This window comes from Burkholderia sp. JKS000303 (assembly GCF_002563755.1).
Lineage (GTDB): Bacteria > Pseudomonadota > Gammaproteobacteria > Burkholderiales > Burkholderiaceae > Burkholderia > Burkholderia anthina_B.
The window spans coordinates 1,520,188-1,538,139 of record NZ_PDBZ01000001.1; the positions used below are offsets into that span (position 1 = coordinate 1,520,188).

General features: G+C 66.1%; 16 protein-coding genes. 8 read left to right on the forward strand and 8 right to left on the reverse strand.

Going from position 1 to position 17,952, the window contains the following annotated elements:
- Positions 1-104 precede the first annotated feature (104 nt).
- From BX604_RS07285 to mnmC, 5 genes are all read right to left on the reverse strand, one after another.
- A complete protein-coding gene (locus tag BX604_RS07285) occupies positions 105-815 on the reverse strand; it encodes a glutamine amidotransferase (RefSeq protein ID WP_098552738.1) in 711 nt (236 codons plus the stop codon).
- A gap of 28 nt (positions 816-843) precedes the next feature.
- Complete coding sequence (locus BX604_RS07290) at positions 844-1,482, reverse strand: MarR family winged helix-turn-helix transcriptional regulator (protein ID WP_096506737.1); 639 nt, start codon at positions 1,480-1,482, stop codon at positions 844-846.
- A 505-nt stretch (positions 1,483-1,987) separates the two neighbouring features.
- Positions 1,988-3,103 (reverse strand): YbdK family carboxylate-amine ligase, encoded by a 1,116-nt coding sequence (locus BX604_RS07295; RefSeq protein WP_096506738.1) that lies wholly within the window; start codon positions 3,101-3,103, stop codon positions 1,988-1,990.
- A gap of 14 nt (positions 3,104-3,117) precedes the next feature.
- Positions 3,118-4,332 carry a cation:proton antiporter gene (locus BX604_RS07300; RefSeq protein WP_098550172.1) on the reverse strand — a complete coding sequence of 405 codons (1,215 nt, stop codon included), beginning with the start codon at positions 4,330-4,332 and terminating at the stop codon, positions 3,118-3,120.
- A gap of 686 nt (positions 4,333-5,018) precedes the next feature.
- Positions 5,019-6,989: a bifunctional tRNA (5-methylaminomethyl-2-thiouridine)(34)-methyltransferase MnmD/FAD-dependent 5-carboxymethylaminomethyl-2-thiouridine(34) oxidoreductase MnmC gene (gene mnmC / locus BX604_RS07315; protein WP_098550173.1), complete on the reverse strand. Its 1,971-nt coding sequence runs from the start codon at positions 6,987-6,989 to the stop codon at positions 5,019-5,021.
- 388 nt (positions 6,990-7,377) lie between these two features.
- Between mnmC and BX604_RS07320 the strand changes: the two genes are divergently transcribed.
- Positions 7,378-7,656: an HU family DNA-binding protein gene (locus BX604_RS07320; protein ID WP_006401505.1), complete on the forward strand. Its 279-nt coding sequence runs from the start codon at positions 7,378-7,380 to the stop codon at positions 7,654-7,656.
- Positions 7,657-7,788: 132 nt separating this feature from the next.
- Here BX604_RS07320 and BX604_RS07325 read toward each other — a convergent pair whose 3' ends face one another.
- Together BX604_RS07325 and BX604_RS07330 are read right to left on the reverse strand one after the other, a co-directional pair.
- Complete coding sequence (locus tag BX604_RS07325) at positions 7,789-9,102, reverse strand: GTP-binding protein (RefSeq protein ID WP_098550174.1); 1,314 nt, start codon at positions 9,100-9,102, stop codon at positions 7,789-7,791.
- Between the two features lie 159 nt (positions 9,103-9,261).
- The gene (locus tag BX604_RS07330; RefSeq protein WP_096506743.1) at positions 9,262-9,711 is read right to left on the reverse strand and encodes a lytic transglycosylase domain-containing protein; all 450 of its coding nucleotides are present in this window, start codon (positions 9,709-9,711) and stop codon (positions 9,262-9,264) included.
- 369 nt (positions 9,712-10,080) lie between these two features.
- Here BX604_RS07330 and gspD point away from each other — a divergent pair, with 369 nt between their 5' ends.
- From gspD to gspF, 3 genes are read left to right on the forward strand one after another with little or no spacing between them, the layout of a single operon-like run.
- Entirely contained in the window at positions 10,081-12,429 is a 2,349-nt protein-coding gene (gspD, locus tag BX604_RS07335) for a type II secretion system secretin GspD (RefSeq protein WP_098550175.1), read from the forward strand.
- A 5-nt stretch (positions 12,430-12,434) separates the two neighbouring features.
- Positions 12,435-13,925 (forward strand): type II secretion system ATPase GspE, encoded by a 1,491-nt coding sequence (gene gspE, locus BX604_RS07340; protein WP_373562421.1) that lies wholly within the window; start codon positions 12,435-12,437, stop codon positions 13,923-13,925.
- 4 nt (positions 13,926-13,929) lie between these two features.
- Positions 13,930-15,147 (forward strand): type II secretion system inner membrane protein GspF, encoded by a 1,218-nt coding sequence (gene gspF / locus BX604_RS07345; protein WP_098550177.1) that lies wholly within the window; start codon positions 13,930-13,932, stop codon positions 15,145-15,147.
- Between the two features lie 30 nt (positions 15,148-15,177).
- Here the strand turns inward: gspF and BX604_RS07350 are convergent, their stop codons facing one another.
- On the reverse strand, positions 15,178-15,588 hold the full coding sequence (locus BX604_RS07350) for a type II secretion system protein N (protein WP_098550178.1): 411 nt from the start codon (positions 15,586-15,588) through the stop codon (positions 15,178-15,180).
- Positions 15,589-15,768: 180 nt separating this feature from the next.
- Between BX604_RS07350 and gspG the strand changes: the two genes are divergently transcribed.
- The 4 genes from gspG to BX604_RS07370 are packed head-to-tail and all read left to right on the forward strand — an operon-like array spanning position 15,769 to position 17,952.
- Entirely contained in the window at positions 15,769-16,221 is a 453-nt protein-coding gene (gene gspG / locus BX604_RS07355) for a type II secretion system major pseudopilin GspG (protein ID WP_098550179.1), read from the forward strand.
- Positions 16,222-16,263: 42 nt separating this feature from the next.
- Complete coding sequence (locus BX604_RS07360) at positions 16,264-16,812, forward strand: GspH/FimT family pseudopilin (RefSeq protein WP_098550180.1); 549 nt, start codon at positions 16,264-16,266, stop codon at positions 16,810-16,812.
- Positions 16,809-17,270, forward strand: a complete 462-nt coding sequence (gene gspI / locus BX604_RS07365) for a type II secretion system minor pseudopilin GspI (RefSeq protein WP_257146282.1) — start codon at positions 16,809-16,811, stop codon at positions 17,268-17,270. Before BX604_RS07360 ends, gspI begins: the two co-directional genes overlap by 4 nt.
- The gene (locus tag BX604_RS07370; protein WP_098550182.1) at positions 17,248-17,952 is read left to right on the forward strand and encodes a PulJ/GspJ family protein; all 705 of its coding nucleotides are present in this window, start codon (positions 17,248-17,250) and stop codon (positions 17,950-17,952) included. The genes gspI and BX604_RS07370 overlap by 23 nt, the downstream gene beginning before the upstream one ends.

Below are 17,952 nucleotides of genomic sequence, written 5' to 3' on the forward strand. Positions count from 1 at the left end.
CGGATGGTCAGGTCGGGGCCGGCGCGCAGCCGGCCACCACACAGGATGCGTGGTGAAGCCGGCTCGACTGCGAGCCGGTCACGCTCAGCGCGGAATGCGCCGGATCACAGCCCGACGCTGTCGAGCCAGTCCGCGAACATGCGCCGCGCGGCCGTCTCGAGCGCGGGACCATGCTGCGCGGTATCAGCGCGCAACTGGCGCGCGTCGATGCCGGGCGTCGACGCGATTTCGCCCGCGTTCCCGATCAGCCAGGGTTCGAAGCGGTCCGCACGGATTTCGGGATGGCATTGCAGCGCCAGCACGTGCTGCCCCCACGCGAACGCCTGGTGGCGGCACGCGGGTGTCGACGCGAGATGGATCGCGCCGCCCGGCAGGTCGAACGTGTCGCCGTGCCAGTGCAGCATCGACGTCGCCGCGCCATCGAGATGGCGCATCGGCGACGCGCGGCCCGCGTCGGTAAGCGTCAGCGGCGCCCAGCCGAGTTCCGCCTGCGCGGCCGGATAGACGCGCGCGCCGAGCGCACGGGCGATGAACTGCGCGCCCAGACAGATGCCGAGGATCGGCAGTCCCGCGTCGATGCGCTGGCGCACGAGCGCCGCAAGCGGCGCGATCGACGGGTACTGCGCATCGTCGTACACGCTGAGCGGGCCACCGAGCACAACCAACAACGACGGCTGCAGCGCGTCGAGCACCTCGAAGCGCGACGATCCGACGTCGACGTAACGCACCCGACGGCCACGCTCCCCGAGCACCTGCTCGAAGCTGCCGAGGTCCTCGAAATGCACATGGCGGATCGCCACCACTTCAGCGTTCATCATCGGCCTCCCGGTCGATCGACGGACGTCAGCCGGCGAAAATCTTCCAGGTCTTCTTTTGCGTCGCCGCGTCGGCTTCTTCGTGCACCGAACAGTCAAGACGCAGATCGCTGTCGGCCATCGAGATGTCGAGCGTCGCGCAATGGTGCAGCGTCTTCTTCGACGGCTTGCCCGGCTGGAAGGACGAGCACGTCAGGCACATGCGCTGCGGCGGCGTCACGCCTGCCACCTGCAGCTCGCGCAGCGTCTTCAGCAGCGCGCGATACAGCGTGCCCTGCTCGTCCGCGCCCAGCTTGCCGACCGCTTTCGTCAGGAATTCCGGCCATTGCAGCGCCTTCTTGGCCGCCGTGCGGCCGCGGGCCGACAGACGCACCGCGAGTGCGCGGCCGTCGTCCAGTGCACGACGCTTCTCGACGAGCCCCTTCGTCTCCAGCGTGCTGACCGCATCGCTGGTGGTCGCGGCGGTAAGCTGCGTCTCGCGTGCGATCTCGCCGAGCCGCATCGGGCCCTTGCGCTGCAGCAGCAGCACGAGGATCTCGCCCTGCGTCGGCGTGAGGCCTGCGCCTTCCGCCCAATCCCATGCTTGGCTTCGCATGGCCGTGCTCAATCGCAGCAGGCTGTGCGTCACACGTCCCGAAGCCTGATTCCCGTAAACGCCTTCGCTCATAGTCTTTTCGCTTTGCCGCCGCCCGGATTGCCGAGCAGCCGTAGTGTGGAGATCCAATGTCTATCTCAAAACAGACGCCCGGTGAAGAGCGTCAACACGGCCGTCGCGAGGCACACGCGGCGGTCGCGTTCGCGGCGACCGGTGAGACACGCGTCGTTCCGGTGTCCGCAAAGCCGACATTCTAAGCGAGAGCGGAAAATCGCACAGCTAAGTTATCCCCTGCATTCTGTGGAAAATCGCTGGATAACCGCTTTTTTTCGTTGTGCCTGCAATGTCCGCGGGCCGTGCGGCAGGACACGAAAACATTTTCCTGTTCAGATCGGCCACCGTGCCGGCGGCACGAGTCCACCGGGTTGTCCCGCTCGCAGAGCGTTGACTTTGAAGCGGAATATCTGGTTATCCACAGATTTTCAGGACGACTGGCGACACGAATCGGGCGAATCGGCATCGACCGTCGTTCAGCGAATGGGCGCCCGGTCGAGCCTGTAATCTGCAAAACATATTTTCATTCGCGCCAGCGCAGGCACTGCTGGCGAACCGTCTCGTTCAGCGATTTTTCCTGCTTGAAAACGGTTCTCAACCAGGATGCGTCGTTGACCCGCGCCTTCGCGAGCGCGCCGATCTCGTCGAGCGCCGCGCGCGAGCCGAGCGCGGCCGCATGCGGCGCGATCCGGTCGAGCGTGTCGAGGATGTCCTCGGCGATCGTCCGGCGCTCACCCGTCTGAGGATTGACGCAGGTGCCCTCGAGCCCGAAGCGGCACGCTTCGAAGCGGTTGAACGTGTAGACGAGGTAGTCGTCCTCCGACAGCTTCAGCGGCCGGTCGGTCAGCAGGTAGCGCGCGAGCGTCTGGATGTAGCACGCAATCGCCGCCGCGCGGTCGACCGATAGCGGCGTGTCCATCACGCGCACCTCGATCGTTCCGTAGCCGGGCTTCGGGCGGATGTCCCAGTAAAAGTCCTTCATCGAGTTGACGACGCCCGTGTTGACCATCTTCGTGAAGTACTCCTCGAAGCTGTCCCAGGTCAGCACGAACGGCGCGCGGCCCGACAGCGGGAACGCGAACACCGAGTTCAGGCGCGCCGAATGGAAGCCGGTGTCGACGTTCTGCACGAACGGCGACGACGCGGACAGTGCGATGAAGTGCGGAATGAAGCGCGACATCGAGTGCAGCAGGAACAGCGCGCTGTCCGGATCCGGACAGCCGATGTGCACGTGCTGGCCGAACACGGTGAACTGCTTCGCAAGATAGCCGTACAGCTCGGAGATGTACTGGAAGCGCGGCGCGTCGTAGATCTGCCGGTCGCTCCATTGCTGGAACGCGTGCGTGCCGCCGCCGCCGAGCCCGACGTTGAGCTGGTCGGCCGCCTTCACGAGCACGTCGCGGATCGCGTGCAGCTCGCTGACCGCCTGCTCGTGCGAATGGCAGATGCCGGTCGACAGCTCGATCATGCTCTCGGTGATTTCGGGCGTGATGTTGCCGGGGAAGGTTTCGCCCTGGATCAGGCGCATCAGGTCGGATGCGGCCTTGGTCAGATCGTAGTTGTGCGTGTTGACGACCTGGATCTCCAGTTCGACGCCGAACGTGAACGGTTCGGAATTGACGAAGGTTTCGAGTGCCATGGCAGGTTCCGGAATCAGTTTCTGTCGCTACGTTCGCTGACCGCCGACAGGCAGCGGTAGACGACGAACGGGCTGACGAGCTGCAGGATCACGATCGAACACATCACGATCGCGCGCAGGTGCGGGTCGAAATTCGGATAGAGCTGGTAGGTGTCGTCGACCAGCAGGTACGACAGCGCGGACATCGGCGTGAGCGCGATGCCGAGCGCGACACCCTGCTTCATCCCGAGCCCGCTCGGCTTCGCGAACACGACGACGCCGGCCAGCTTCGCGGCGAGCCGCGTGACGATCAGCGCGATCGCGAACAGCCCGCCGAGCGCAATGTCGCCCCACGTGAACGACGTGAGCGTCAGCACGAACAGGATCACCGTCAGCAGCCAGCCGGCCGTGCCGAAATGCTCGGGCCACAGCTGCGGACGCGCTTCCAGGTTCTTCACGATGATGCCGGCGAGCAGCAGCGTGAGCAGCGTCGACAGCTTCAGCGCCTGCGCGACCGCGATCGCGAGCATCACGAGGCCGAACAGCGCGACGAACGAATGCTCGTCGCGCATCGTCGAGGTCATGTGGCGGAACAGGTAGTTGCACGAGCGCGCGACCAGATACGCGACGATGAACGAACCGACGATCAGGTAGAGCGGCTGCAGGATCGTCGCGAAAACGTTCCCGTACGCTTCCTGATGGAGCCAGCTCGTCACGAGCTTGGTCAGCACGATCGCATACACGCTGTTGAGCGCGGTCAGCGTGATGAGACGCTGCGACACCTGCCCTTCCGCGCGCAGTTCGGTCTTCAGCTGGATCACCATCGACGGCGACGTCGCGATCGCGATCGCCGACAGCACGAGCGCGACCATGCCCGATACGCCGAGCGCGAGCATCACGAACAGCACAAGCACGAACGTGAGCGTCGCCTCCGCGAGGCTCGAGGCGATGAGCCACGGATTGCGACGAATCCATTTCAGGTCGAGGCGACTGCCGAGCTCGAACAGCAGCAGGCCGAGCGCGACATTCATCAGCAGCCGCGACGTTTCGTCGGTACTCGCATCGATCACGCCGAATCCGAACGATCCGGCGATGAGACCGATCACCGCATAACCGGTAATGCGCGGCAACCGCCACGCGCGATAGCACAGCTCGCCACAGAGACCGGCCGCAAACAACGCGAGCCCGGCCCAGAACACGGCATCCGGCGACAGCGGCCAGTTGGGCAGGAATGAGAACGCCGACTTCATCGTGGTGACTTCTCCTTTGGAAGCAACCGCCAGCGACGCGGGGTCAAGCGTCAGAAATGAGATGCGCGCCGGCTGGGTATCGCCCCGAATGTGATTGTTGTGGTCGACGACGGCGAGACATGGGATTCGCCTGTTCCGCCATTCGGCGGAAATGTCGTTCAGGTTGCCGATCTGGATTGTCGGCCTGGTGTGTGAACGGACTGCGCAGCCTCGAAGATTCAGATTCGAAATCGAGCCGACCGTTCCATTGAAGCATGTCCGGCGCTTGGCCGAACGGACGCGAAGGAAACCGATTGTGCCACAGCTTTTTCGCTCTGGAACCGATTGAATCGACTCGCGGCGCTGTGAAGCGCCACAGGTCTTTGGTTTCAAAGGTTTATTTGTATATATACGTAGTAGAAGTTAACAAGACCCGCACATTTCTGTGGATAACTTCTGTTTACGTAGCAAGATCAAGGTGTTGGCGTTGCCATAACCCGTTGCACAGGTTGTTTGCTCACAGCGGTTTGAGTTGAGCAACTTTTGGGCCGCTGCACAGCTTGCCGAGTTACCCAGTTTACGTCCACTGTGATTGCACACGAAGTACAGGCAGATCTCGCGCGGTTATCCACAGTATTGCGTGGATAACTTTGCGCGAGAAAATCCGAAAACTGTGAGGATTCAACCGACCAATCGGCCGGTTGGCGTCAGCCGATGTGGCGACCGCGCAAGGCGCGGATCAGAAACCGTGCCGGGTCGACGGCATCGGCGAGTTCGCGCTCGAGCGGCAGCGGTTCGCCTTCGAGTTGGGACGCGATGAGCTCGGCGCCAAGTGCGGCCCACACGAGGCCGCGCGAGCCGTAGCCGAATGCACCGTAGAGACCGGCGGTGCGCGGCAGGTCGTGCGCCTTCGCACCGCTCAGCGCGCGTGCGTTCGCGACAGCCTGCGCTTCGTCGGCAAGCGGACCGATCAGCGGCACCCGGTCGGCGACGACCCAGCGGAACGCGACGCGGCCGCGCAGCGCATCCGGGTCAGGCAGATCGCCGATCAGGCCGGGCAGCAGATGCCGGACGCGCTCGAGGTTCTCGATATGTCCGGCGGTGCGCATCGACGGATCGACGTCGTCGGGCTCGAAAGTTGCGCCGATCAACAGCGTGCCGTCGTCGAGCGGCACCGCATAACCGTCGCCGATCGTCGGGCATGGCAGCGGTGCCGTGCTGCCGGGCGGCAGCAGCGTGAGCTGGCCGCGTACCGGCTGCACCGCGACATGCCGCAGGCCCGCGAGCCGCACGGCGTCACCCGCGTTCGCCAGCACGACGACCGGCGCTTCGGCCAGCGTGCCGCCCGCCGCATCGAGCGCGCGCCATGTGTCGCCGTGCCGTTCGAGTCGCGCGACTTCGGTGCCGGTGACAAGTGTCACGCGCTCGCCGGCGGCCGCGCATTGGGCCGCGCAGAGCCCGGCCGGCCACACGGCGCCGCCGTGCGGAAACAGCAGTCCGCCGTGCGCGACCGGCAGCTTCAGATGCGCGCGTGCGGTGCCGGCGTCGAGCAGCGATGCGTAGTCGGATGGCGTGCCGAGTGCCTCGAATGCATCGCGCATCCGCATGAAATCGTCGGCCGATTCCGCGAGATGGATCATCCCGTGCGTGCTGCGCGCGAATGCATGACCGGCCTCTTCGAGTGCGCGCCAGCGTGCGAGCGCATGCAGAAAACCGGTGCGGGTGAGCCGGCTCGCGATGTTGTCGTCGCGCGTCATCAACGGATGGAATACGCCGGCCGGATTGCCCGACGCCTCGCTTGCGATCCGCTCGTGCCGCTCGATCAGCGTGACGTCCCAGCCGCGCGCGGCGAGCCGTTCGACCACCGCGCAACCTGCGAGGCCCGCGCCGATCACGATCGCGCGGCGCGCCGAAACCGGCAACGCGCGCGGCGGTTCGTGCCGCCGCATCCGCCAGCGCGGCGCATATTCGCCGACCCGCAGCACGGGTTCGCCCGCACAATCATCGACGTCGCGATGCGTGAAACCTGTTGCATCGAGCGCATGTCTCACGGTGTCGTCGTGCGAATGCGTTGCGTAGGTCGCACCTTGCGCGGCGACACGCGCGAGCGCGCGAATCACGTCGGCCGACAACGAATCGTCATCCGCGTCCGCCGCGCGATGGCCGAGATAGAACGCATCGGCGCGTGCGACGAGCCGTTGCAGCAGGTCCTGCGCATTGCCGAATGCGAGCGTGAGCACCACGCGTCCGGCATCGAATTCGAGCCGGTGCAGGCCGGGCACGAGCATCGGCCACGCATCGACGAGCGCCGCGGCGTGCGTCGCTACGTTCTCCGAAATGGTTGCGCGCCCGGTCAGGTTTGAAACGGCACGACGCAGGTCGTTGCGCGAGAACGGATGCGGCTCGACTGCGACAAAATGCAGCCGCTCGCAGCGCTGCGGGTCGTCGCGCCATGCGGCCCAGGTCGCGAGGAAGTGACCGCCCGCGCCGAAGCCGGTTTCGACGATCGTGAACGTGCGGCGGCCGTGCCAGCGGGCCGGCAGCCCGTTGCCGGCGAGCATGCGATTCGCGTGCGCAAGCGCGCGCGACGCATCGCGATGGAGCTCGCCGTACTGCGGCGAGACGAGTGTGCCGTCGTCGCGCAGGGCGAGCGTGGCGGGAACGAGTCGGTCGGGCATGCGAAACAAAAAACGTGGCAGCCAAGCCAGGCAAGGGATTGCGCGGAGGCGTCCGCGACGCCGTTGGCAAAAACCAACGGCGTGGCGCGCGGGCGGACCCGTCTGCGTATCCTGTCCGGTTGGCGCAGGTCAAAAAACGGGCAATCGACGATTCATTCGGCGAAATACCGATGAAAATCTTTGAAACCCTTGTCGTTATTGGGTTTGCGCTGCGCTATCATAGCAACGCCGTACCGCGGGGTGGCCTCCGGCAAGCCGGACGGCACGTCGCGCGGGCCAGGATTCGGCGCTGTGCCGTTGGAGTCAGACTCTCGACGGCACGGTTCGCGCACGTATAATCGGCGCGTTCGCGCTGTTCGTGTCAACCTAACCTGAAAAAGGAACCTTAATGAACAAACAGGAACTGATCGACGCCGTCGCCGCCCAAACGGGCGCCAGCAAGGCTCAAACCGGCGAAACGCTGGACACGCTGCTCGAAGTCATCAAGAAGGCCGTGTCGAAGGGTGATGCGGTTCAGCTGATCGGCTTCGGCAGCTTCGGTTCGGGCAAGCGCGCAGCACGTACGGGCCGCAACCCGAAGACCGGCGAAACCATCAAGATCCCGGCAGCCAAGACGGTCAAGTTCACGGCTGGCAAGGCGTTCAAGGACGCCGTCAACAAGCGTTAAACCAGCGCCTGTTCAAAGAAAAACCCGCCATTCGGCGGGTTTTTTGTTGGGCGCGCGCGGCATTTTTGCCACAGTCCGCGCCCGTCTTGCAAGAATTGACGGTTGCCTTTCGCGAGCCGTTTTTACCGGCCGTTACGCGTGCACGATCTGCGCGCCGTCGGGATCGTCGTGGTCGTGCGCGTCGACATCCCACTCCGGAAACGGATCGTCGAATGCGCGCCATTGTTCGGCGCCCAGCGCGAATTCCGCATCGCTGAGCAGGCACGCGTCGAGCTTCGCACGCCATGCGTCGGCGTCGAGACCGATACCGATCAGCACGAGTTCCTGACGACGATCGCCGACCGAGCGGTCGTCGAGATCACCCTGCCATTCCGCACGAATTTCGCCGAGCAGCTCGTCATCGTCCGGCCATTCCGCACGATCCTGCGCGGCCCACCAGAGACCGGCGGGGCCGTGCCGGCATACGCCACCCGCCTGCGACAGCGAACCCGCGATGTCGTTGCGCGTCGCGAGCCAGAAGAATCCCTTGCTGCGCAGCACGCCCGGCCACTCCTGATGCAGGAGCGCCCAGAGTCGCGCCGGATGAAACGGCCGGCGCGCGCGGTAGACGAAATTACCGATGCCGAATTCGTCGGCTTCGCCGTGCACGTGCGCATGATGCGCATCGTGGCATTCGGGATCGTCGCAATCGGTGTGATCGTGATCGAGCGACGCGAGCCAGCCCGGCGCGTTCGCGGCTTCGTCGAAATCGAAGCGGCCGGTGTTCAGCACTTCCGTGAGCGGCACGTTGCCGAACGTCGATACGACCTGGTGCGCGCGCGGATTGAGCCGCGCGAGGATGTGCTGCAGGCGCGCGAGCTCGTCCGCGCCGACGAGATCGGCCTTGTTGATCACCAGCACGTCGCAGAATTCGATCTGCTCGATCAGCAGCTCGACGAGCGTGCGATCGTCTTCGTCCGACGCGGCGATGCCGCGCGTCGCGAGCGCATCATCCGAACCGTAGTCGCGCAGGAAATTGAATGCGTCGACGACGGTGACGAGCGTGTCGAGCCGCGCGACGCTCGCCAGCGATGCGCCGTCGTCGTCGACGAACGTGAAGGTCTCGGCGATCGGCATCGGTTCGGCGATGCCGGTCGACTCGATCACGATCGCATCGAAGCGGCCGTCCGCCGCGAGATTGCGGATCTCGACGAGCAGGTCGTCGCGCAGCGTGCAGCAGATGCAGCCGTTCGACATTTCGACGAGACGCTCTTCCACCTGCGACAGCGCCTGCGCATCGCGCACGAGCGACGCGTCGATGTTGACCGCCGCGAGATCGTTGACGATCACGGCGACCTTCAGGCCCGCACGGTTCGCGAGGATGTGTTTGAGCAGCGTGGTCTTGCCGGCGCCGAGAAAACCGGACAGCACGGTGACGGGCAACGGCTGGTTCATTGCCGGATTCATAGCGATATGCACCAACGGAAAAAATGAAAAAGCAGCCGCGGCGCCCTTCAGGGGGCGCGATCGGCCAGGGGCCGGGCGAAACTGCGGCGTGAGCCCGCATTGTGCATCAAACGCGCGCCGGCCGAGCGGCGCCGCGTCAGCGCGCGATGCGGCGCGGCGTCACTGGGTGGGCGGCAGCAGCTTCCACTGCGTCAGGATCCCGGCGATCTGCCGCGCGTACTTGTCGCGCAGCGACGGCGTTTCAGAATGATAGGCGCCGACGGCCTGCCATGTGTTGCCGTAGCGGTTCATCTTCTGGCGCAGGTGCCACGCGGCGATGTAGACGTTCTTGCACGGCTCCATCAGCGTGTCGCGGCCGATGCCGTAGCGCGACAGCGTCGACAGGTGGATCGAGTTGATCTGCATCAGGCCGTAGTCGACCGAGCCGTTGTTGTTCTTGTTCAGCGCGTCGGGCCGGTTGCGCGACTCCTGCCATGCGATCGCACGCAGGATCAGCGGATTGACCTTCTGGTATCGGGCGGCCTCGTCGAAACAATCCGCGCGCGCGTTTCCGCAGGCAAACCACACGCCGGCGGCGATCAGCGCGATCGAAGCGAACCGTCTGTTCATGGTGCGGAAACGAAAAAGGAAATTGCGCGAGGGTCGGGAAAACCCGTGTTCTTTATTCGTGCGACGAGAAACGTGCCGCCCGTATCATACCGGCAGTCCGTCACGTTGCGACATACGGGAAGACGGCAGCCCGGTTATAGCGCATTTCCGTGTCGATTCATCGCAAATCGACGGCGATGACCGGAATGCCCATCCAGCGCCGAAATCTTACATATCGCATACGCCGTGCCGGTTACATGTCGTATGTGAGACAGTCCTCGGATCAATGTGATATTTCGGACATGAAAAACTGCTAATGTCGCGCCTTTAGGACTTGGATCCCAGCACTACCGCCGGAAGTGGCCTGAGCCGGCATCGACCCATTCATCCATGACAAGAAATCGCTTCGTTATGCGGCGCGTAGCCACGACCCTGATCGCCGCCGGCATCATCGTCTCGCAGGCCGCCTACGCTCAGGTCACGCTCAATTTCGTGAATGCGGACATCGACCAGGTCGCCAAGGCGATCGGCGCCGCAACCGGCAAGACCATCATCGTCGATCCCCGCGTGAAGGGGCAGCTCAATCTCGTTGCCGAACGCTCGGTGCCGGAAGACCAGGCGCTGAAGACGCTGCAGTCGGCGCTGCGCATGCAGGGCTTCGCGCTCGTGCAGGATCATGGCGTGCTGAAGGTCGTGCCCGAGGCCGATGCGAAGCTGCAGGGCGTGCCGACCTACATCGGCAACGCGCCGCAGGCGCATGGCGACCAGGTCATCACACAGGTGTTCGAGCTGCACAACGAATCGGCGAACAACCTGCTGCCGGTGCTGCGGCCGCTGATCTCGCCGAACAACACGGTCACCGCCTACCCGGCGAACAACACGATCGTCGTCACCGATTACGCGGACAACGTGCGCCGTATTGCGCGGATCATCGCGGGCGTGGACAACGCCGCGGGCGCGCAGGTCCAGGTCGTGCCGCTGCGCAACGCGAACGCGATCGACCTCGCCGCGCAGATGCAGAAGATGCTCGACCCGGGCGCGATCGGCAACAGCGACGCGACGCTGAAGGTGTCGGTCACGGCCGACCCGCGCACCAATTCGCTGATGCTGCGCGCATCGAGCGCCGCGCGCCTGGCCGCGGCCAAGCGCCTCGCGCAGCAGCTCGACGCGCCGAGCGCGGTGCCCGGCAACATGCACGTCGTGCCGCTGCGCAACGCCGACGCGGTGAAGCTCGCGAAGACGCTGCGCGGGATGCTCGGCAAGGGCGGCAACGACAGCGGCTCGTCGGCGTCGTCCAACGATGCGAACAGCTTCAACCAGAGCGGTGGCTCGTCGTCGAGCGGCAACTTCTCGACCGGCACCTCCGGCACCCCGCCGCTGCCGTCCGGCGGCCTCGGCAGCTCGTCTTCGTCGTCGTCCTACGGCAGCGGCTCGTCGGGCAGCGGCGGCCTGGGCACGGCCGGCCTGCTCGGCGGCGACAAGGACAAGAGCGACGACAACCAGCCGGGCGGGATGATCCAGGCCGACGCAGCCACCAACTCGCTGATCATCACGGCATCCGATCCGGTCTACCGGAACCTGCGCTCGGTGATCGACCAGCTCGACGCACGGCGTGCGCAGGTCTACATCGAAGCGCTGATCGTCGAGCTGAATTCGACGACGCAGGGCAACCTCGGGATCCAGTGGCAGGTGGCGAGCGGCCAGTTCCTCGGCGGCACGAACTTGGCGGCCGTGGCCGGCAACGTGGCGGGCAACAGCATCATCAACCTGACCGCCGGCGGCACGACCACCAGCGCCGGCACGATCACCGGCGGCGGGCTGGCCGCCAATCTCTCGTCGCTCAACCAGGGACTCAACATCGGCTGGCTGCACAACATGTTCGGCGTGCAGGGGCTCGGTGCGCTGCTGCAGTACTTCTCGGGCGTGAGCGACGCGAACGTGCTGTCGACGCCGAACCTCGTCACGCTCGACAACGAGGAAGCGAAAATCGTGGTTGGCGAGAACGTGCCGATCGCGACCGGTTCGTATTCGAACCTGACGAGCGGCACGACGAGCAACGCGTTCAACACCTATGACCGGCGCGACGTCGGCCTGACGCTGCACGTGAAGCCGCAGATTACCGACGGCGGGATCCTCAAGCTGCAGCTCTATACCGAGGATTCGGCGGTCGTCGCCGGCACGACGAGCGCGCAGACCGGCCCGACCTTCACGAAGCGCTCGATCCAGTCGACGATCCTGGCCGACAACGGCGAGATCATCGTGCTCGGCGGCCTGATGCAGGACAACTATCAGGTATCGAACAGCAAGGTACCGCTGCTCGGCGACATTCCGTGGATCGGCCAGCTGTTCCGTTCGGAATCGAAGCAACGCCAGAAAACCAACCTGATGGTGTTCCTGCGCCCGGTGATCATCAGCGATCGCAGTACCGCGCAGGAAGTCACGGCCAACCGCTACGACTACGTCCAGGGCATGACGGGCGCGTACAAGTCGGACAACAACGTGATGCGCGACAAGGACGATCCGGTCGTCCCGCCGATGCCGCTCGGCCCGAGCCAGGGCGGTACGCCGGCCGGCAACCTGTTCGATCTCGACAAGATGCGCCGTCAGCAGGTGCAGCGGCAGGTGGCGCCGGTTCCGGCCCAGCCGATGCCGGAGCAGACGCCCGTGCAGCCGCAAAGCGTGCCGCAGCAGACGGTGCCGCAACAACCGCTGACCGCCACGCCGGGAGCCTCGCAGTGAGCGACGTGCTCGCGTCTTCCGCTCCAGACGGCGCGCCGGGCGAACGGCAGCCGCCGTCGCCGCTGGCCGCGCGCCTGTTGCCGTACGGCTTCGCGAAGAACGGCCAGGTGCTGATTGCACACCAGCTCGACGACACGCTCGAGGTGTGGATCAGCGAACGCACGAGCGACGCGGCGCTCGCGGAAATCGCCCGCAATTTCGGCTCGATTTCCGTGCACCGCGTGCCGGCCGACGAACTCGCGCAGGCGATCAACCAGGCGTACGCGCGCCAGGACGGCAGCGCGGCGCAGATCGTCGGCGAGGTCGAAGGCGAAGTCGACCTGTCGCGCTTGATGCAGGACATCCCCGAAGTCGAGGATCTGCTCGAATCGGAAGACGACGCGCCGATCATCCGGATGATCAACGCGCTGCTCACGCAAGCGGCACGCGAACAGGCGTCGGACATCCACATCGAGCCGTTCGAGAATGCGTCGGTCGTGCGCTTTCGCGTCGACGGCACGCTGCGCGACGTCGTGCGCCCGAAGAAGGCGCTGCACGGCGCGCTGATCTCGCGGATCAAGATCATGGCGCAGCTCGACATCGCCGAGAAGCGCCTGCCGCAGGACGGCCGCATCACGCTGCGCGTCGGCGGCCGGCCGGTCGACGTGCGCGTGTCGACGTTGCCGACCGGGCACGGCGAACGCGCGGTGCTGCGTCTGCTGGAAAAGGATGCGGCGCGGCTGAATCTCGAAGCGCTCGGGATGGGCCGCGACACGCTCGGCCAGTTCGACAAGCTGATCGCGCGCCCGCACGGGATCGTGCTGGTGACGGGGCCGACCGGTTCGGGCAAGACGACCACGCTGTACGCGTCGATGTCGCGGCTCGAAACGGCGACGACCAACATCATGACCGTCGAGGATCCGATCGAATACGACCTGTCCGGCATCGGCCAGACGCAGGTGAACGAGCGGATCGGGATGACCTTCGCGCGTGCGCTGCGTTCGATCCTGCGTCAGGATCCGGACGTGATCATGATCGGCGAAATCCGCGACCTCGAAACCGCGCAGATCGCGGTGCAGGCCTCGCTGACGGGCCACCTCGTGCTCGCGACGCTGCACACCAACGATGCGGCGTCCGCCGTCACGCGTCTGACCGACATGGGCGTCGAGCCGTACCTGCTCGCGTCATCGCTGCTCGGCGTGCTCGCGCAGCGTCTGGTGCGCCAGCTCTGCCCGGTGTGCAAGGAAGAGCGGCAGGAAGAAGGCCGCACCGTGTGGCATCCGGTCGGCTGCGCGAAGTGCGGCCATTCGGGCTACGCGGGCCGGCGCGGCGTATACGAACTGCTGGTGATCGACGACGCGATCCGCTCGCTGATCCACCGCAACGCGGCCGACGCGGAGATTCTCGCCGCGGGCCGCGCGGAAGGCATGCGCACGCTGCGCGACGACGCCGAACGCTGGCTTGCGGCCGGCGCGACGTCGCTCGAGGAAGTGTTGCGCGTGACGGGAGGCGCATAGCGCGATGCCGGCATTCCGTTTCGAAGCTATCGATTCGGCGGGGCGCGCGCAGAAAGGCGTGATCGATGCCGACAGCGCGCGCAACGCGCGGGGCCAGTTGCGCACGCAGGGGCTCACGCCGCTCGTCGTCGAACCGGCCGCCAGCGCGAGCCGTGGCGCGCGTTCGCAGCGGCTCGCGTTCGGCCGCAAGCTGTCGCAGCGCGAGCAGGCGATCCTCACGCGCCAGCTCGCGAGCCTGCTGATCGCGGGGCTGCCGCTCGACGAGGCGCTGGGCGTGCTGACCGAGCAGGCCGAGCGCGACTACATCCGCGAACTGATGGCCGCGATCCGCGCCGAGGTGCTCGGCGGCCATTCGCTCGCGAATGCGCTGGGCCAGCATCCGCGCGATTTCCCCGAAATCTATCGTGCGCTCGTCGCCGCGGGCGAGCACACCGGCAAGCTCGGCATCGTGCTGTCGCGCTTGGCCGACTACATCGAGCAGAGCAATGCGCTCAAACAGAAGATCCTGCTGGCGTTCACGTATCCGGGCATCGTCACGCTGATCGCATTCGGCATCGTCACGTTCCTGTTGAGCTACGTGGTGCCGCAGGTCGTCAACGTGTTCGCGAGCACCAAGCAGCAGTTGCCGGTGCTGACGATCGTGATGATGGCGCTGTCGGAGTTCGTGCGGCACTGGTGGTGGGCGATCCTGATCGCGGTCGCGCTGGTCGTGTGGTTCGTGAAGGCGACGCTGTCGCGCGACGGGCCGAGGCTCGCGTTCGACCGCTGGGTGCTGACCGCGCCGCTCGCGGGCAAGCTCGTGCGCGGCTACAACACGGTGCGCTTCGCAAGCACGCTCGGCATTCTCACCGCGGCCGGCGTGCCGATCCTGCGCGCACTGCAGGCGGCTGGCGAGACACTGTCGAACCGCGCGATGCGCGCGAACATCGACGATGCGATCGTGCGCGTGCGTGAAGGCTCCGCGCTGTCGCGCGCGCTGAACAACGTGAAGACGTTTCCGCCGGTGCTGGTGCACCTGATTCGTTCCGGCGAGGCCACGGGTGACGTGACGACGATGCTCGATCGCGCGGCGGAAGGCGAGGCGCGCGAGCTCGAGCGTCGCACGATGTTCCTGACGAGCCTGCTCGAGCCGCTCTTGATCCTGGCGATGGGCGGCATCGTGCTCGTGATCGTGCTGGCGGTGATGCTGCCGATCATCGAGTTGAACAACATGGTGCAGTGACGGCCTGACGGTCGGTCAGGCCGGCACCGTTCAGCGCATGTAGATCGCGGGGGACGGCGTGTTCGCGGGGAGCTGGATTTCGGCGCGGGCGCCGTTGCGGTCGACGATGATCGAGCGGGGACGGACTTCGGCGAGTTTCGCGCCGGGCGTGACGTCCGCGCCGAGCGACACCGCACGCGGCGGTTCGCCGCCGACACCGATGATCGCGGCGGCGCCGTGAGCGAGCGAGAGAATGCCGAACAGGTGAATGTCCTGCACGGGATTCTTGTCGAGCTGTCCGCCGAAGAGCGCGGCGGCGTCCTCGGTGCGGATCGGCAGCCGCGCGGCAGCGGCAGGCAGCGGCGCTTCACGGGCGGACAGCGTGACGACCCAGTAGGTGGCCGTCGCGCACAAACCCGCGAAGAGGGCGAGGGAGAGGATCCGGATCGAGAGCGCGTTCATGCGCGCTATTGTACGGATGTATATGAAATTTGCGTTGGGTGAAAGCCCTCGGCAATGCGCGCCTTACAATGCGTGCTCCGCGCACGGGGTATCGGAAGCTTGTCGTCAGGCAAGGGTCCGGAATGCATACCGGGTGCGTCACTCAATCGACGACATTTTTTTGGAAAGAGGTAGTCAGTCATGCAAACGTGGATCACTCGCCGTAATGCGGCCGTGCGCCGTCAGCGCGGTTTCACGCTGATCGAGATCATGGTGGTGGTCGCGATCCTCGGGATCCTGGCGGCACTGATCGTGCCGAAGATCATGAGCCGCCCCGACGAGGCACGCCGTATCGCCGCGAAGCAGGACATCGGCACGATCATGCAGGCGCTCAAGCTGTACCGTCTCGACAACGGCCGCTATCCGACCCAGGAACAGGGCCTGACCGCGCTGACCCAGAAGCCGACCACCGATCCGATCCCGAACAACTGGAAGGACGGCGGCTATCTCGAGCGCCTGCCGAACGATCCGTGGGGCAACGGGTACAAGTACCTGAACCCGGGCGTGCACGGCGAGATCGACGTGTTCAGCTACGGCGCCGACGGCAAGGAAGGCGGCGACGGCAACGACACCGACATCGGTTCGTGGCAGTAAGCGTGCGCTGACCGGCCAACGTTCGTTCCTGCTCTTCATTTCATGCCCGCCCTTCGCACGTCGTTGCGCTCAGCACGCGACAGTCGCGCCGGCCGCGACCGCCACGTGCGTCGCGGCGCGGCCATGACTGCCGCGCCGACGCGCGCGCGCGGCTTCACGCTGCTCGAGATGCTCGTCGTGCTCGTGATCGCGGGCCTGCTGGTGTCGCTCGCGTCGCTGTCGCTCACGCGCAATCCGCGGACCGACCTGCGCGAGGAGGCGCAGCGCGTCGCGCTGCTGTTCGAGACCGCCGGCGACGAAGCGCAGGTGCGTGCCCACCCGATCGCGTGGCAGCCGACCGCGCACGGCTTCCGTTTCGACGTGAGCTCGCCCGACGGCTGGCGCACGCTGCGCGACGACCTGCTGCGCCCGCGCGACTGGGACGGCGGCGTCACGAGCGCGGAGATCGACTATCCGGGGTCCGACACGCGTGCGAGCCGCATCGTGTTCGGTACCGAAAGCATCGACACGCCGGTGCGCGTGACGCTGCATTCGGCCGTCGGCAGTGCGACGATCGTCGGCACCGGCAACGGTCGTTACGAGGTGCAATGACGATGCGTCGTCGTATGCCCTTTCCGTTTTCTTCGTTCCGCCCCTCGAAAGCACTTCGTTCGGGGCGCGCCAACGCAACGTGCGCCGGTGCACGCGGCTTCACGATGATCGAGGTGCTCGTCGCGCTCACGATCATCGCGGTCGCGCTCGCCGCGTCGATCCGTGCGGTCGGCACGATGGCGACCAATGCGTCGGATCTCCATCGCCGGCTGCTCGCCGGCTGGAGTGCCGACAATACGCTCGCGCAATTGCGGCTCACGCATGCGTGGCCGGAGGTCGGCGAGCAGAGTTTCGACTGTTCGCAAGGCAACGTGCAGCTCGTCTGCACGCAACGCGTGAGCACGACGCCGAACCCCGTGTTCCGGCGCGTGCAGGTGTCGGTGAGCATGCCGGGGCGCGCTGGCGTGCTGGCCCAGATGGTGACGGTGGTCGCGAATGAAACCAGCCGTCCGCTCTGACGCGCCGCCGCCGCGCCGGCCCGCGCGTTTCGTCGGCTCGCGCCGCGTGCGCGGCTTCACGCTGATCGAACTGATGATCGCGATCGCGATCCTCGCGGTGGTCGCGATTCTGGCGTGGCGCGGGCTCGACCAGATCATGCGCGGTCGCGACAAGGTCGCGGCCGCGATGGAAGACGAGCGCGTGTTCGCGCAGATGTTCGACCAGATGCGCATCGACGCGCGGCTCGCCGCGACCGACGACGAAGCCGGCCAGCCGGCGATCGGCGTCGCCGGCAACACGCTGCAGATCGTTCGCGAGCTCGAGGTGCCGGGCGCCGCGCCGCGGCTGCAGGTGGTCCGTTACCGGATCGCCGGCGGGCGCGTCGTGCGGTATGCGTCGCCGCCGATCGACGATGCGAACCGGCTGCACGCCGTGCTGAAGGACAGCAGCGTCGACGGCTGGAGCTGGGTCGCATTGATGGGCGGCGTCGGTGCAATCGACGCGAAGCTGTACGTGCCGCGCGTGGGCTGGACCACCAATCTGCAGACGGCCAACGACGCGCTCGCGCAGAACAACGATGCGCTGAAGGTGCCGCAGATCGGCAACGCGCCGCCGACGCGCGCGGTGACGGGGCTGCAGGTCAGCATCGGCGCGACGTCGCTGCGCGTGCCCGTCACGCGCATCTTCCTCGTCGGGGAATGA

Bases quoted from the DNA above. Each gene is read 5' to 3' on its own strand.
- gspG (WP_098550179.1), top strand. From the start codon at position 15,769: ATGCAAACGTGGATCACTCGCCGTAATGCGGCCGTGCGCCGTCAGCGC.
- BX604_RS07360 (WP_098550180.1), top strand. From the start codon at position 16,264: ATGCCCGCCCTTCGCACGTCGTTGCGCTCAGCACGCGACAGTCGCGCC.
- BX604_RS07370 (WP_098550182.1), top strand. From the start codon at position 17,248: ATGAAACCAGCCGTCCGCTCTGACGCGCCGCCGCCGCGCCGGCCCGCG.
- BX604_RS07325 (WP_098550174.1), bottom strand. From the start codon at position 9,102: ATGAATCCGGCAATGAACCAGCCGTTGCCCGTCACCGTGCTGTCCGGT.
- BX604_RS07350 (WP_098550178.1), bottom strand. From the start codon at position 15,588: ATGAACGCGCTCTCGATCCGGATCCTCTCCCTCGCCCTCTTCGCGGGT.
- mnmC (WP_098550173.1), bottom strand. From the start codon at position 6,989: ATGCCCGACCGACTCGTTCCCGCCACGCTCGCCCTGCGCGACGACGGC.
- BX604_RS07295 (WP_096506738.1), bottom strand. From the start codon at position 3,103: ATGGCACTCGAAACCTTCGTCAATTCCGAACCGTTCACGTTCGGCGTC.
- BX604_RS07300 (WP_098550172.1), bottom strand. From the start codon at position 4,332: ATGAAGTCGGCGTTCTCATTCCTGCCCAACTGGCCGCTGTCGCCGGAT.
- gspI (WP_257146282.1), top strand. From the start codon at position 16,809: ATGACGATGCGTCGTCGTATGCCCTTTCCGTTTTCTTCGTTCCGCCCC.
- BX604_RS07290 (WP_096506737.1), bottom strand. From the start codon at position 1,482: ATGAGCGAAGGCGTTTACGGGAATCAGGCTTCGGGACGTGTGACGCAC.
- BX604_RS07320 (WP_006401505.1), top strand. From the start codon at position 7,378: ATGAACAAACAGGAACTGATCGACGCCGTCGCCGCCCAAACGGGCGCC.
- gspD (WP_098550175.1), top strand. From the start codon at position 10,081: ATGACAAGAAATCGCTTCGTTATGCGGCGCGTAGCCACGACCCTGATC.
- BX604_RS07330 (WP_096506743.1), bottom strand. From the start codon at position 9,711: ATGAACAGACGGTTCGCTTCGATCGCGCTGATCGCCGCCGGCGTGTGG.
- gspF (WP_098550177.1), top strand. From the start codon at position 13,930: ATGCCGGCATTCCGTTTCGAAGCTATCGATTCGGCGGGGCGCGCGCAG.
- BX604_RS07285 (WP_098552738.1), bottom strand. From the start codon at position 815: ATGAACGCTGAAGTGGTGGCGATCCGCCATGTGCATTTCGAGGACCTC.